Source organism: Catenuloplanes nepalensis, from assembly GCF_030811575.1.
Taxonomy (GTDB): domain Bacteria; phylum Actinomycetota; class Actinomycetes; order Mycobacteriales; family Micromonosporaceae; genus Catenuloplanes; species Catenuloplanes nepalensis.
Genome location: NZ_JAUSRA010000001.1, coordinates 1,293,430 through 1,308,402 on the forward strand (window position 1 = coordinate 1,293,430; position 14,973 = coordinate 1,308,402).

At 70.5% G+C, this 14,973-nt stretch carries 12 protein-coding genes; 1 reads left to right on the forward strand and 11 read right to left on the reverse strand.

Annotated elements, in window-relative coordinates; translation table 11 throughout:
* On the reverse strand, positions 1-4,236 hold the full coding sequence (mobF, locus tag J2S43_RS05435; RefSeq protein ID WP_306827456.1) for a MobF family relaxase: 4,236 nt from the start codon (positions 4,234-4,236) through the stop codon (positions 1-3).
* 250 nt (positions 4,237-4,486) lie between these two features.
* On the opposite strand from mobF, the gene J2S43_RS05440 reads away from it, so the two are divergent.
* Complete coding sequence (locus J2S43_RS05440; protein ID WP_306827458.1) at positions 4,487-4,960, forward strand: hypothetical protein; 474 nt, start codon at positions 4,487-4,489, stop codon at positions 4,958-4,960.
* A gap of 425 nt (positions 4,961-5,385) precedes the next feature.
* On the opposite strand, the gene J2S43_RS05445 is transcribed toward J2S43_RS05440, so the two are convergent.
* From J2S43_RS05445 to J2S43_RS05490, 10 genes are all read right to left on the reverse strand, one after another.
* A complete protein-coding gene (locus J2S43_RS05445; protein WP_306827459.1) occupies positions 5,386-5,724 on the reverse strand; it encodes a hypothetical protein in 339 nt (112 codons plus the stop codon).
* A gap of 708 nt (positions 5,725-6,432) precedes the next feature.
* Positions 6,433-6,630 (reverse strand): hypothetical protein, encoded by a 198-nt coding sequence (locus tag J2S43_RS05450; protein WP_306827460.1) that lies wholly within the window; start codon positions 6,628-6,630, stop codon positions 6,433-6,435.
* Positions 6,631-7,295: 665 nt separating this feature from the next.
* The gene (locus J2S43_RS05455) at positions 7,296-8,027 is read right to left on the reverse strand and encodes a hypothetical protein (protein WP_306827461.1); all 732 of its coding nucleotides are present in this window, start codon (positions 8,025-8,027) and stop codon (positions 7,296-7,298) included.
* Between the two features lie 84 nt (positions 8,028-8,111).
* On the reverse strand, positions 8,112-8,660 hold the full coding sequence (locus J2S43_RS05460; RefSeq protein WP_306827462.1) for a hypothetical protein: 549 nt from the start codon (positions 8,658-8,660) through the stop codon (positions 8,112-8,114).
* Positions 8,661-9,112: 452 nt separating this feature from the next.
* Positions 9,113-9,697 (reverse strand): hypothetical protein, encoded by a 585-nt coding sequence (locus J2S43_RS05465; RefSeq protein ID WP_306827463.1) that lies wholly within the window; start codon positions 9,695-9,697, stop codon positions 9,113-9,115.
* A gap of 402 nt (positions 9,698-10,099) precedes the next feature.
* Positions 10,100-10,546 carry a single-stranded DNA-binding protein gene (locus tag J2S43_RS05470; RefSeq protein ID WP_306827464.1) on the reverse strand — a complete coding sequence of 149 codons (447 nt, stop codon included), beginning with the start codon at positions 10,544-10,546 and terminating at the stop codon, positions 10,100-10,102.
* Positions 10,547-10,639: 93 nt separating this feature from the next.
* Positions 10,640-11,098, reverse strand: a complete 459-nt coding sequence (locus J2S43_RS05475) for a single-stranded DNA-binding protein (RefSeq protein WP_306827465.1) — start codon at positions 11,096-11,098, stop codon at positions 10,640-10,642.
* 650 nt (positions 11,099-11,748) lie between these two features.
* Entirely contained in the window at positions 11,749-12,684 is a 936-nt protein-coding gene (locus tag J2S43_RS05480; protein ID WP_370881602.1) for a bifunctional DNA primase/polymerase, read from the reverse strand.
* A 342-nt stretch (positions 12,685-13,026) separates the two neighbouring features.
* Positions 13,027-13,758 (reverse strand): hypothetical protein, encoded by a 732-nt coding sequence (locus tag J2S43_RS05485; RefSeq protein WP_306827467.1) that lies wholly within the window; start codon positions 13,756-13,758, stop codon positions 13,027-13,029.
* 635 nt (positions 13,759-14,393) lie between these two features.
* The gene (locus tag J2S43_RS05490; RefSeq protein WP_306827468.1) at positions 14,394-14,891 is read right to left on the reverse strand and encodes a hypothetical protein; all 498 of its coding nucleotides are present in this window, start codon (positions 14,889-14,891) and stop codon (positions 14,394-14,396) included.
* Positions 14,892-14,973 lie beyond the last annotated feature (82 nt).

Genomic DNA, 14,973 nt, shown 5'->3' on the forward strand with positions numbered 1-14,973 from the left:
CTAGTCCTCCAGCTCCGGTTCTCCGGGAGTGAGCCGCTGTTGTGCCGCGTCGGCCAGGTCGGTGAGCCGTTCCGGAGCGGGCCGGGCGTGTGGCTGTGCGCGGGTGCCGTCGATGGCGTGGACGCGTGCGGCGGTGTCGCGGACCGCGTCGGTGACGACGGTGACGCGGCTGCGCAGGCGCCGTTTCTGCTCGGCGGCTGCGGCGAGGCCTCGGTATCGGGTGGGTAGCGCGTCGACGTACCAGCGCACCCACTCCCGGTGCCGGTCCTCCAGCCGACTGACGCGTGCCCGTGCGGCGTCGACGACGCGGCCCGCGTCATTAAGGGCGGTGCGCAGGGCGTCGGCACGCGCAGCGGCGTCGGTCGCGCGTTCCTGCTGGGCGTCGCGGCGGGCGACGATGTGCGCCCACCGACCGGGGGTGTGCCACCACCGTGGTTTCGCAGCCGTCGCCTGCGCGTGGGCGCTTTCCCTGGCGGCGGTGACGGCGGCGAGCTGGGTGTGCAGTGCCTGCACTTGCTCCTCGGCCTGGATGAGCGCGAGGTGTGCCGCGCGTAGGTTGTCGGCGACATACGCCGGTGCGGTGGCGTCTGCGGCGCGCTGGTCGGCGATGAGTCGGGCGAGTTCTGTGCGGTCGGCGGCGCGGACGAGGCCGGCGGCGGTGGCGGTGCCGAGGGCGATGCGGGCGCGGTGCCAGGCCGCCCATTGGGCGATCGTGGTGACGGGTGGTTCGCCGCCGATGGCGTGGTCGCCGGTGTGCTGGTAGCGGTCGCGGTAGGCGGCGACGATCGCTGCTTGGGCGAGCCACAGCTGTCGTTCGTCGGGGTCGTCCGGGACGGGCCCGAGCCGCTTAGCCCATGCGGGTTGGTGGGTGGCGGTGAGGTCGGCGAGGGCGGTGGTGCGCTGGTCGCACAGACGGGCGACCTGGTGGAGGGCGTCGGTGATGTCGCCCGCGGGCAGGTCGGGGATCCGGTCGGTGTAGGTGCGGGCGAGGCCGGGTGCGGCCGCTGTGCGGGGGTCGGCGAGGGCGCGGCCGATGAGCCGGTTGAGGCGCCAGGACAGCACGGCGGCGATGTCGTCGGCGGTGTCGAGCTCGCGTGGCTGGATGGTCCTTTTGAGGATCGGGTCGAGGTCGTAGCCGGCTTCCTGGAGGGTGAAGAGCCGGTGGACGAGGGCGGGCATGGCGAGGTCTTCGGCGAGCCGGGCGACGATGTGCGGCGCGGTGTACCGGCCGATGATCTCCAAATATGTGGGGGTCAGTGCGCGGGCGAGGAGGTCGTCGTAGATCGGCGCCCAGGTGTGCAGGGCGTCGGCGTCAGCCCACAACTGCTGCGACGTTTCGGTCGCGGACTTCTCGGGCGTGGCGCGGCGCAGGATGTCGGCCAGGACGGCGACGGCGGCGGTTTCCGGCGCGGGTGGTGTGCCTTCCGGGGGTTCGTCGTCGGTGATGACGTAGGCGGTGTTGGTGCGGGCGCCGCGGGTGAGCATGACGTAGAGCCGCTGGGCGGTGATCGCGTCGTCGACGAGGGCGCGGGCGACGTCGACGGACTGTCCTTGGGCGGAGTCGACGGTGCTGGCGTAGCCGAGCTGCACGTGCCGGCCGGCATACCCGGCGGGCAGCGCCGTGTCCTCGCCGGTGCGCAGGTTCCGCACGCCCATGGCGCCGTCTGCGGTGGTGGCGGTGACGCGCCAGCGGTCGCGGTTGGCGACCCACCGCCGCCCGGACGTGGGCAGCCGGCGGTCGTTGCGGCGGCTGACCACGATGTCCCCGACCCCGGCGTGCGTGTCGTCACCGAGACGCACCTGACGGCCGGTGGAGACCAGGCCGGCGGCGATCAGGCGCGCGCGGGCGCGCACCGAGACGGCGGCCGCGTCGGCCTCGGTACCGACCAGCATCATCGACGCCAGCCCGGCCGCCTGGTCACCCATCCAGGCGTCGATCATGCGCGCGACGACCTCATCGCGGTGCCCGCCGATGATGCGCCCGCGGCCCTGGTACTCGGCCAGGACGGTCGGGTCCGCCTGCCGTAGCCGTAGGGAGGCGGTGGCTTCCCAGCGGTGCGTGAACCGGTGCAGCTCGCGTAGTTCGATGGTGGCGCCGAGCGAGGCGAGGTGGCGGAACATGCCGCCCGGCCCGATCGCGGGCACCTGCTGCGGGTCACCGGCCAGGATGAGCTTCCCGCCTACCCCGTCGAGCAGGTGCAGCAGGCGGACGAGGTCGAGGGTGGACACCTGGGAGGCCTCGTCCAGGACGACCCACTGCCCGGGTGCGAATCGCCACTGTTCGGCGCGGTCACCGGCGGGTGGGGTGTGCTGGGCGTGCAGCCACATCGCCAGGTTCTCGGTCCGCATCCCGGTCGCCTCGGCGAGGACGTCCGCGGCGGACTGCCCGACCGTGAGGCCCAGAACCGGCACCCCCGCCTGCTCCGCCGCGGCCGCGACGGCTTTCTGCAGGTACGTCTTACCGGCGCCGGCCGGGCCGACGACACCGACCACCCGCCGGTCGTCGGCGAGGAACCGCAGCGCCTTATGTTTCTCCGCGCTGAGCCGTAAATCCGCGGCCACCCGGTCGAGGACCGCATCCAAAACGGCGGTGGCGCCGCGATGGGCGGCGTGCGCGATGACCTCCTTCTCGGCGGCGAGGACCGGCAGGCTGGTCAGGCGCAGCGACCGGTGCCGGGTGTAGGTGCTCTCCCCGTCGATCGTGCGGCGCAGGCTCGGCCCGAACGTGACCGGCGCGGGTGGGGTGAGTACCCGCAGCCCGTCGGCGTGGGTGGCGATGGCGTGCGCGGCGAGCCGCTGCACCCGCGCCCAATCCGCGCCCGCGTCGACGGTGGGGTCGATGTCGAGGACCCGGCCGATGGCCAGCTCGAGATGATCGACACCCCAGACCGCGCGCTCGCGGGCGAGGTCACGGATCGCCCGCGCGACCGCCAGCGGCGGATGCGCGCGCACCGCCGCATCCACCACGGCCTGGCGTCGGTCGTTGCGGACACCGAGCCGGTCCGCGGCCCGGCGCAGGTCGCCTTCGGTGATCGTCGCAGGGTCGGTGGCGGCCCGCAGCGCGCGCGCGAGCACCCGCCGGCCTGTCACCACCGCCTCGCTGCGCACCGGATACCCACGCACAAGGCGGCGTACGTCGCCGGCGGTATCCAGCCCCGCGGCGCGGTCTTCGGCCCGCCATCGGGCCACCGCCTGCGCGGTGGATTCGCCGCCGTGCAGGTGCGCGCGGGTGCGCAGCGTCGCATCCTGCGCGGCGGCCCGCCACCCCCGGGGCGACACCTGCCGGCGTTGCCCGCCCAACCCGGTCAGCCGGCGGTCCATCTCGTCGACGATGAGTGCCCGCCGCTTCGCGTACCGGCGCAGCGACCCCGCACCGATCCCGACGATTTCGCGGGTGGATATGCCCTCCGCTGTCGCGAACCGCACCCCGAGGCGCCGGCCGAGTTCGCCTTCGACGGCGCGTTCGTAGGCTACCCGGGCACCGATCGTCGCCTGGTAGAACGCCCGCCCGTCCAGGGCCAGCCACTGCGGCCGGCCGTCCCGATCGAGGGTGAGCACCTTCGCCGACACCACGATGTGCGCGTGGATCTGCGGGTCACGCTCGCGGGAGAACCGGTGGTCGAACACCATCGCCGCGAGCCCCGCGGTCTCGATCTGCCGCACCCCGTTGGCGCCGACGCGGGTCATCGCACCGTGCCGCTGCAGGTGGTCCAGGACCGCGTGGACACCGGCGTGATGGGCGGCCATCACCTCGCCCTTGACCCGCTCGTCGCCGAACGCCCACAAGATTGACACGCTCTTCACCGGAGACACGGTGACGTCGTATCCGGACACCGCGCGGCGTTCCGGCGCGGTCATGATGTCCAGCCACGCCTTGTCGCGCTGCTCCACCGTGGCGTCGTCCGGCAGCGCCGCCCACGCCCGCTCCACCGCCTCCGCGCGGGCCTCATCGGTTTGCGGCGCGTACACCCGCCAGGACCGCCCGAGCCGGTACCCGGCGGTCGGATGACGGCCCTCCCCGATCAGCCACTGCATCTGCGGCTCCGACACCCAGCCGGTGACACCCAGCACCCGGGCACCGTCGCCGGCCCACCATCCCGGCGCCTCACCACGCGCCTGCGGGTCGATGTAGTACGGGGTCGGGCCAGCCCCGGGCGGGGCACGCATGTCATGCCGGCCCGCGGCGACCTGCTCGGTCAGATACCGGTAACCCGCACCCGGGGAAATCCTCGTCACGCTCAGCACCAGCCCAACGTAGAAGGCAAAAGGCCCGACTACGCGCGCTGCAATGCAAGGGGGTGTATCGCGCGGATCAAATCAAAACGTTATCCAGGATGAATGCGCAGCATGTGACCGTAGGGAAACTCCAACTTCATGCATGTGGGTGGATGTGGAAAGTGTGGCTCGGATGGAACGAATGCAGAGTTCTGGCTGATCCTGGTCGGATGATGGCGTGATCGCCTGACCGGCGTTTACCGTCGCGCTTATGGCGAGTAAGACAACGAATCACGCGGCGGCGACTCTGCAAGAGATACGGCAGCGCGAAGACGCGGCAGCGCACGCGGTCGCTGTCCGGGCGCGCGCGGTGCAGCGCGCGGCGCAGCGTCGACGGGAGCTCCTGGGGGACCTTGATGAAAAGGTGGCGGCGGCGGAGACCGATCTCTTGGTGGCGCTGGCGGGCCTGGCGGGGCTGCTGCGCGATGACGCGGTGGCGGCAATGGTCGCGAACGTCGATGTGACGCAGGTGAAGGCGGCCCATCGACGTGTGTCGGGCGAAGCGGTCGCAGAGTTCGTCAAGAGCCTCGCGGATGGTCCGGCCCGGCGGGGACGTCGTACCGGATCAACCGAGAGTGATGCGCGCTCTGGGATCGCTGCGGGGTTCGCGTCTGGCGATGCGGACCCTGACGGGGAGGTGCCGTCCGGATCGCTGTCATCTGGGCCGGTTGACGTCGGCCGGTGATGGGGGTGCGATGAGGTCTGCCGCCGTTGGAGTGCCGGTGGGTCTCGCCGCGTAGTGGGTGGTCAGGCTGGGGGTGCTCGGTGTGGATGTTGATGGACTGACGTCCGTAGCCTTGGGCTGCTGGCCGTTGCGCGCTAGCCTGTAGGTGGCCTTTATCCTGGCGCGGTTTCCGCGTTGGTGATTTGTTGGCCGGTGTCGGCCGACGGACCTTGCCCGGTACTTCCCCTTCGGGGTCGTCCCCTTCGGGGGCCGTCGGCCTCAAAGTCTTCTGGCTCGTGTGGGTCGTGCGGCCGTGAGTGGCGCGGCTGTCCGTGGCGGCGCGCGATGTGCGTCGACGCGGCGGACCACACGCGAGCGTTTTCACTTGGTGGGGCCACAGCCCGGGAGCGCTGGTGCGGTCCCGGGCTGTGGTCTGCCGATATGGGCTAGAAGGGGCACGGCCATTCGTTGGTGTCGAGGGCTGCGGTGCTGATGAGGACGATGGCTAGCGGGGCCTCGGAACAGCCCTCGGCGCGCTCGTCGGCGCGCAGTGTGTCTGCAAGGTCGGCGGGAAGGTGGGCGTAGGGGCGCACCATGTCGATGACGTCCGCCGGATCGGTGACTTCGTGGAAGTCCTCGCCGATCGCGAGGCTCGGGATGTCGAGTTCCTGGGGTTCGTCGTCTGCCAGGTAGACGTGCGCGAAGAACGTGCCGAGCGGGCGGTCCCAGCCGACGGTGATGCACGTGGCGGATTCGTTCAGGGGCTGGAGGTCGTGACGGCTCACGGCGATGCCTTTCCTGTTGTATTTGTTTACCGGTGTCGTCAGGGTTTGCCCTCCCCGACTATGTCTCAATAATACCAATAAAAGTGCTGTTGGTCTATCTTTAGCTTGATCCTTATGCAATTCTTTTGCTTGTTCTTGGCGATACTGGACGTGAAGCAAACGTGAGTTTTAGCAGCTCGTAAGCTTGAGGGGTGTGGGGTTGTAGGCATTCTTTGAGGCTGCGGGGGCGAGCTTGCTCGCATGGTCGCGAGCGGCGGGAGCCAAATTTTATGCGGGGAATTCGAGCAAAAGATTATGCGTTTTTTGCATAATGTTTTGCGTGGCCCGCATCAAATTTGGTGGACGCCGCGAGTGACCTACACTGGTGGCGTACCCGTGGCCGGAGAGGGCTTTGGCAGCGCGGCCGCAGGCCGCTTCCGGTCTACCGGCCCGCCAGGGCCGGCGCTCTTCGCGCACTGCCTTCCGCGAGTGGCCCGGATGACGTGGTCGTAGTCGACGTTGCCGGGGAGTCGATCAGTGCTGGCTGTCTCTGCGAAATCAGGCCGTATGCGGCGGTGCTGACGGGGTAGGTGAGGTCGTTGTTCTCGCCCATGAACACGACCGACCCCGCGCGGCACGGAGGGCTTGAGGTGTGGAAGCTGCTCCGGGCGCAGTGACGGCACGTGGCGGTGGCGGGACACGTGCTGGGTGTCCCACCACCGCGGCACGTCAGTGCAGGGAGAGCAAGGCGAGCAGCGGTGTCTTCTCGACAACCAGCAGGGCCGCGCTGTGCAGGGACACGAGTGCGGCGACCTGGACGACCGGGTGCAGCGCATGTGCGGCAAGCCGGCGGGCTCGTCGGCGCCAGGGGGTGGTGGCCTCCGGTGGGGTGGCGAGGTCGTGCTGGTTGTCGGCGTGAGATGGCATGACGAACTCCCGTCAAATGGTGGACGCGGCGCTGCCGGGTGTCTGGATCGGGTGATCCGGGGTGCCACGGTGACGGGGCCGGTCAGAGCCCGCCCAGGCCGGGGGTGCAAGCCCCAGGGCGGAAGATCTTGGCGGCGAGCGCAGCGAGTCACGGTTGCCAAGATGTTCCGTATCGGGGCTTAGCCGCCCCCGCGCGCGGGGTGGGCTGACCTTCGGGTCCCTCAGCGGCGGCTTCTGCGGACGCCGCTGATATCGCGCGGCAGGGTCCGCGTCGCACACGCGGTGGGCGGCGGGAGGCCAAACTCCTCTTGTTGTAAGCCGCGGCGATGAGCGCATGTTGAGGGCGCTGTCGGAGCCGATCACTATGCGCGAGAGCTGGTCGCGAAGCGTGTCGTGCGGACGGGGTGATCCGGTGGGACGGCCGCTGTGCCCGCACTGCATAGGCATGGAGGCCGCCCGGTGGCGCCGCCGGTCGACATGCTGCGCGCCGCAGCCGGATTCCGGCGTGGTGGCGCAGCGCGCGGAGTAGCGCAGGCTGACAGCTCGGGCCGGAAGTACTGGGCGGATCTGATACGAGGGCTCGCTTGCTGCGGCGGTGGACGATGCCGCACCGGCCGGGCCGTGAGGTTTGTCCGCCATGAGCGAAGCAGCCGCTGGCCGCGAGATCAGGTGGCCGCGATGCCGTGTTCGGCTCGGCGGCGAAGTTCGCGTAGCGGTAGGGGATAGCTCACGCCGCGGCGTCGCTCTTTCAGAATGGCGACGTCACCGAGCTGGCCGCGCAACTTCTCTTCCTCGGCTTCGGCCGCCAAGTACCGCTCGGGCGCTACCTGTAGCAGGTGCAGCCATTGCCGTTGCCCTGCACGGACACAGGCACCGAAGCAGTTATTGTGCGCGAAGCCCTGCGCGTAGAGCCTGGGCGGCCGCAGGCCCTCGCGCCGGGCCCAGTCGAGCATCTGGCTCTTGCTCAGGTGCGGTGGTTCGCACATCGGGAACCGGACGGTCCACGGAGCCCAGCCGCGCGTGATGGCCGGTACCCGTCGCTGCTCGCTCCAGTCGACGCCGACGTACAACACGGAGTTGCCGGGCTCGGCATTCGTGGTTAGCCATGCCCGGCAAGGCTTCTGCTTCAGATGAGCTGAGCACGGTGCGATGCGGGAGTTGCCGATGAAACGGTGATCGGCGAAGACTTCCCACGGTGTGCGGCCGTCCGCCACGATGACTGGGGCGACCCCGAGGTGCGCGCCGGCGTCATGAACGAACCGCCACAGATCAGGATCTTCGGCTCTGGTGTCCGCCGCCAGCAGGACGAGGCTTTCGGTGCCGTGCTCGGCGGCGACGCGCATGGCGGTGGCCCAGCTGCCTATCCCGCCTGAGAATTGCACCACGTGGATCGTCATAGAGTCTTCTCTCTTTCGGGATGCGAGTTGCGACGTGGCGAATGGGCCGGACGCCCATCGTGGGCATCCGGGCCCGTTCACCCGTCAGGGTTTCGTCGGCGGGGTGCGCAGCTCGGCGGCACGGATGAACACGTTGCGGTCAGGGACGGCCCAGCCGTCAACACTGTGGACGTGCCGCGTTTTATCGAGATCTATGAGCATGTGCCAGCCGTGCTCGCCGGTCTTTTGGCGCGTCGGATCGACCGGGCCATGTGCGGCCACATAGGCAGGTACGCGCTGGCTGGCCTGTTCGCGAAGATTGGTCACCCAGCGGCAGGCGGCGCTTTCCGGCCATTCGGGGTGTTCGCAGGATTGGTAGGCCAGCGATGCCGCCGCGGCGGCGACGACCTCTGGGTCGGCACGGCCGGGATAGCGCGCGAAGCGGTAGGTGTTTACGTGATGATCACGGAAGTCGGCGGGACCGGGTCGCGTGCCGTCACGGTCGGCCGGGTAGCGGTAGGCGACGCTGACCAGGTTTTCCTTCCACAACGTCCGGCCGGTCGCGTCAGCCTGCTCCGGGACTGTGAGTTCCCAGGCCAGGGCGGCGCTAAGGAGAAGGTCGAGATGGTCACGACTGACGATCCAGGCGCTCAACTGAGGCTCCTTCATTGCTGGGGGCGTCATCCGATGCCGGCCCTGCCCTGCGTGGTGGAAGGGCCGAATCTTGGCGAGAGATGTGCGCGGCGTCCGGCATGGCGGGCGGCAAGCCGAACCGGTGATCGGTGCTCGCTCGCCGCCGGTATCGGGCCGATGCAGGACCGAGGGAAGACGGTGGTCGAGGTCCGCGGTGGCTGCTCGCTGGGTGTAGCGGCGGCAGCGCCGCCGCGACGGGGAGTGTTCCGCCGCCGGTGACACGGACGTAGGTCGGCGGCGAGCCTGCACGCCGGCTGCGGGCGGTGTTTCGGACAGAGTCCGGGGCCGCGACGGGTTGGTGTGGCCCGCGCCCAGGGAAGTGAGGCCGCTACCCGCCGCGCTGAGGCCGAAGCGTGCCGCGGCACCGGTATCGGGCTGGCCGCGGGCGACGTCCACGACCAGCCGTGCATCTTCTACGGCTCGGATCGGTCCTGGGGCCGGTCATCACGCTGCCCGCCGACACAACGCGCTTCCGGTGACAGCGTCTGAACCAGGCGGTACAGCGACCGGCCGCCGGGGTAGCGACGATAGAAGTCCTGCTGCGCTGCGCGAGCTTCCGGCTCCGCATAGCGGTGCGTCTCGAGCCGCCGTACCGAGGCGATAACGTGGTTGAGGAAGTACGCTGGCCAGGTGAGTATCCGTATCGCGGCGATGCGGCCGGTGTCGGCGTGCACCAGGAAAATCACCACCGGCTCGTGCGTGCCGCGCGGGCCGGGCTGAAGGGCGAACGGCTCGGTGAGCCGCTGCGGGTTGAACGGGGCGTCGCTCCACGGCGCATCGGCGAACGTGAACAGCAGATACCCGTTGACGCCTTGCTCAGTCCAGGCGAACCGCGGCTGACCCTTCTTGAACGTGGCAATCTCCTGCGGAGTGGGGCCGGTCAAGAACAGAGCCAGTCGGATAGCGCCGTCATCGAGCCATAGATGCGGGCCTTCCGGCCAATCGGCCCGTTCCGGGCTGAAGAGTTCGCCGACGCGGTAGAGCCGAGCGTCTTTCATGCGGTCACCGTCTTGCGGCAGCTGGTGGCAGATGCCGCGTCCTTGGACGTTCGTCGACGGCGGAGGGAGGCCGTGTGCGGGCGCCGGTGGCTGCCCATGCTGTAGCGGTCCGCGCCGGCCTTGGCTTTCCGTGTGAAGGGTGAGGCGACTGCGGAGCCGCTCCGTGCCGCGGGATATCTCATCCTGTCTTTCTCCTGGTTCTTGGCTTCGAGGCGTAAAGTGGCGTGGATCCGTAGGGCGAAGATGACCTGTGCTCGGGATCCGAGCGCCTCGCTGGCGATGGGTGTGCGTCGAGTCGGCGAGGCCATACCGATGACGTGTGGTGGTTGCCGGCCGTGCGGACGGGTGGTGAGGGCCGGCCGCAGGAAGACCTGCGGCCGGCTGGCGCCTCGGCTCTGCCGGTCAGCGGTGCAGGAGCTCGAGGTCGGTGGTGACCTCGGGGTAGACCTCGGCGGGGATCTGCTCGCCGTGGGCGGTGGTGACCATGTCGCCGCGCCGGCGGGGCGCCTTGGTCCCGGGATGGGCGTCGGTGAAGCGCATGCTGAGGTTTACGTTGCGGGCCTGCATTTTGAGTGCCGGCATGTCGGAGTCGTCGAGGTACGGCTGGAGCCGCCCGCCCTCGACGGTGACGATGTCGCCGCGGGTGAGGTTGTTGCGGACTCGGGCGCCGAGGCCGCCCCAGCAGAGGACGTCGAAGAACTGGGGTTTCGCGTCGACCCACTTGCCGGTGTGGTCGCGGTAGCGGTCCTGGTGGACCATCGGGAACTGCACGTACTCGCGGCCCTCGCGGGTAGTGCCGGTGGTCGGGCTGGCGGTGAGCCGGCCTTCGACGACGATGGTGAACAGCATGCGGAAGCTCCTGGATGAGATGGCGGGCGTGGGCAGGGGGAGCGGGGCCGGCCCGGTGTGGTGACCGGCCCCGCGGGGTGATGCGGGTGGCGGTCAGGCGGCGGGTTCGAGTTCGTGGTCGGCGGACCCGAGTTCGTGGGCCGCGGCGTCGGTGCCGATCCAGGGGTCCTCCATGTCGACGGTGGTCCTGGCGGCGGTGGGCATGCTCTGCGCGGCGTTGAACCGCAGGGAGAGCGAGATGTTCGCGGCGGTGACCTGCAACTGCCCGGCCGGAGCGTTGTTGGCCTGGCTCATGTAGGACCAGATGGACAGGTCGTCGCGGGCATCGATGACAACGGTGTCGCCTTTGCGAAGCTCGGCGGCGCGTTCGGCCAAGGTCTCCCAGGCGGTCACGGTGACCCACATGGTCGGCCCGTTGACCCACTCGCCGGCGTTGTTGCGGCGGCGGGTGTTATGCCCGACCCGCAGCTTGCAGATGGCCTTGCCACCCGGGGTGAACCGCAGCTCGGCGTCCTCGGCCAGGTTGCCCTCGAAGGTCAGCTGGAATTGCATGACGTGCTCCCGTCAGAAGGTGCGGGGTGCGGCGGCCTCGATACCGGCCCGGATCGGGTGATCCGGGGCGTCCGGGGTGCCGCGGTGACGGGGCCGGTCAGAGCCCGCCCAGGCCGGGGGTGCAAGCCCCAGGGCGGAAGATCTTGGCGGCGAGCGCAGCGAGTCACGGTTGCCAAGATGTTCCGTATCGGGGCTTAGCCGCCCCCGCGCGCGGGGTGGGCTGACCTTCGGGTCCCTCAGCGAGGCATCTCCGGCCGCCCCCGGGCCACGCGAACCCCGGCCTGCGCGGGACCAGCCGGTATCGCGACCACTGACGGCCGCACCGGCATATCCTGTTCGGCGCGCCCGCAGGGGCACGGACGGCAGGTCGCCGGGTCGCCCGCCGCGCGGTACGGCCCGCGAGCAGATGGGGTTCCACCCGTCGGCGCAAGGCGACGGCGGTCCGGTGGATGGCCATCGCCGGCACCGGGCCCGGGCACCGTGCTGCTGTGCGCCGCGCGGGCCTGGGCGGCAGACGGCTGCGGCAGACCGGTCCGGCCGGAGCAGCACCACGTGGGACGGCTGCAGGCGCGGTGCCGGCCCCTGCGAACGGGCCGGACACCGCGATAGAGCACGCATTCTGGCTGCCTGCCGCTCGTGGCGGCATGGTGTCAGCGGCGAGGGCGGCACAACCCGGCTCGCCACCCGGACGCGATCGTGCGCCGGGCCTCGCCGGTGCTGAGCCCGACGTCGATCGCAGCCTCGATCAGCCGCGCCCACACCGCCGCCCGGTCGATGCCGCCTCGGGCGGCCAGCTGCCCCAGCCGGAACGCTGCCAGGTGCACGGCGTTGTTACGGCCGCCGCCGGACAGACGCTTCCCGTGCCGGATGACCGGCCGGGGCGCACCACGGATCCGCTGCAGCTCTCCGTGGAGGGCGGCTTGCGCGTAGCGGTCGAGGTTGTCGATGCTGGCGGCCGGTGACGTGCGCACCCGCACGGGTGGCGGAAGGACCAGGCGCCGCAGCGGATCGGGGCAGGAGGGCAGAGCCGATCCGGTGGTCCAGGGCTGCTGGAACAGGTACCGCAGGCCGGTGGCGTGCCGCGACGGTGGTGCGACGACACTACCGCCGTGGCCACGCCAATCGACGCCGGCCAGCATGCCGACGCGGCTGGGTAGGTCTGAGGCGGCGAACCACAGGTGCCAGCCGTGTCCGGTCCGCACCAGCGGACCGGCCGGGCGTATCACGCCGAGGACATCGAGGACGGCGGATAGCCCTGGCGTGGTGTCGACGTCGCAGACGTCGAGGACCGTGCCGGTGACCAGGCCGATGTTGGCGTCCGGCCAGCGCCGCCACCATGCCCGGATCAGCGCCGGATCGGTGGACGCCTCCCGCAGACCATGACGCAGCCGCGGATGCTTGCCCGGTGAGCCGCACGCGGCACCCGCGCGACAGGAGCACATGCTGCCCGGGTACGGGGTGTGCAACGGCATCACGGCGATTCCCGCCGCGGCATAGCGCAGCGCCGTGCTGAGCAAGCTGGCGTGTCGCGGTGTCGGCGTTCGCGTGCCTGCCCGCGGTGTCTCTGCGGAGGCATGGCGGTTCACCAGAATCCCGCCGCAGTCCTGGCGCGCCCGGCGACCGCGGTGAGCAGATGCCGCAGGGCAAGCGCGGGACGCGGCGACCGGCACGCCTTCTGCCGGTGTGAGGCTGCCCGGGCCGGGAGGCCGAGGGCGGGACGTTGCGCCGTGATGGTGGTGTCAGCGGCTGGGCGAGCCGGTGAAGCACGCCCTGGGTGGCGAACGGCGCTGCCGGTGACTGGGTACGTAGTGTCGTACATGGTGGCTGGCTCCTGTTGATGGGAGTGAGAGGTCGCCCAGACGGCGGGGCGGGCGGCACTAGCCGCTGTCCTGGCGGTTGCCGCGCGCCAGAGGGCCGGTTTCGGCTGTTCAGTGCGTTGCGCCGGCACTCGGCGCGGTGGCGTCGGCCCGGACGAGGTCCAGCAGCCGGGCGGTGTTCTCGGCGGCGATGAGGTGGGGCGCGCCGGCGAGGACGGCCGCGAGCCGGTCCAGGTCGACGCTTGCCGGCGGGGCCGCGATCAGCGCCGTGGCCGCGGTGATCGCCTCGTTGATGGGCAGGGCGTACAAGTCACCGTCGTAGATCGATTCGACTGGTGTGCCGTGGCGAGCTTCGACGAGCATCTCGTCGGTAGGGATCAGCGGGCCGTCCCAGTGCTGCGCGACCGTGATCAGGTGCTGGATGGCCTCTTGGCTGTCGGTGTCGAGGTAGGGCAGGACGGGCCCGCCGTAGGCCTCGAGCTCGTCGCGGCGCACCACGTCTGGGTGAGCGCGGAACGTGTCGTCGTACCACAGGACGGCGCCGGTCTCGTCGCGCACGAGTCGCAGGACCATCTGATGCGCAGTGCACTCGCATTCAGCGGCGTGGTCCTGTTCGAACACCGCGTGTGCGGCGCCCGGCAGGAGGCGGCGCAGCATGTCAGCCGCCTTCACGGCGGTGAGCGTGGCGTAGTGGGCACTGGCGCGCTCTAGCCGGTCCAGCATCGCCGCGCGCATCGCGTCACCCCGGTCATGTGCCTCCTGCCACGGCTGCGGCAACGCCAGAATGGGTGCCGGCCGCTTAGCCAGCGCGTGCAGGTCATCGGTATCGGACATGTCAGGCATTCGCTTGCTCCTCAAGGGCGAGATGTACGGTTTCGGCCCCGGCGCTCGGCGGTCTCTGCGCGCCCGGGGCGGGCCGGCAGGTGACCGCCCTGCTGGCGTCGATTGGCTCCAGGCTGCGGAGCGCTCACCGCGCCATGTGGCAGCCGCCCGCGTGAGGCATCGCTCGCGCATCACCCCGTACCGGGCAGGGCGTCAGCTGGGTGCGGGCCGCACGGTCGTCGCAGATGTGTTTTCCGGTGCGGCCAGGGCATACGTTGGGTCGGCGACGTCGGGCGCCCCTGGCCGGCGCCCACCTGGCTGGCAACACCGGGTGCGGCCTTTAGCCAGTGAGATGCGGACGCGATCCGGGTCGCGTCTGAGCTGGCTGCGGACGGCCGGTCCGCTCACCGGTACGACAGACGCGGCTGGTGAGGCGGAGACCTGCAACGCGCAGCGGCCGCGCGTCTTGTGTTGCTTCTGCTGTCCCGGAGGAGGTTCCAGCAGCAGGGTTTGCGGATCGGAGCCGTTGCGGCCGACAGCCCTGGCGCCGGCCTGATGCGATCCGCTGCAGGACACGGGCGGATGCTTCTGCCCGGCTTTACTCTCCGGCTGGCGCCCGCGAGGCTGTGAGTGCGCGGGCGCCAGGGGCGGGATGTTCAGGCTGACCGGATCTCCCAGTCACGGGAGTCGTTCGGGTGGGCGGTGCACTGGGCGTGGCCGTCGATGACACGCTCGATCTCGCGGACGATTTCACCGGCCTGTTCCTCGGCGTCGTGGTTTCCGCGAGCGGTGACCTGGATGGTCACGCGGACATCGGCCGCGACCTCGAAGTCTCGCTCCCGCAGGGGCAATGCCACGGTGAGTTGCGTGTTGAGCTTGTCGACGATCGTGTCGTACTCCTCGCACCACGAGCGGTCTTCGGCCTCGTCGCACAGGCGTGCGCCGATGGTGGCGATGTCCGTCTGGTGCTGGCGCACGGCCAGCTCGTACCGGTCGTGGGCGGCGGTGAGCTGTTGCTGCGCGTGTGCGGCGGCAGCCTGCAGATCGGCGATGAGCGCGTTCTGGGTGGTGATGCGTGCGCTGAGCCGGTTGAGGTGCTCTTGCGTGCTCTCGGGCGTCGGGGTGCCGAGGTCGGCGACTGCCGTGGTGATCATGGTCTGGTACCTCCGGGTGGTGTCGGGCCGTGGTGCCCTGAGCGCGGCGGAGCACCAGCACCGCCGAGCGGGTGGTGCATGT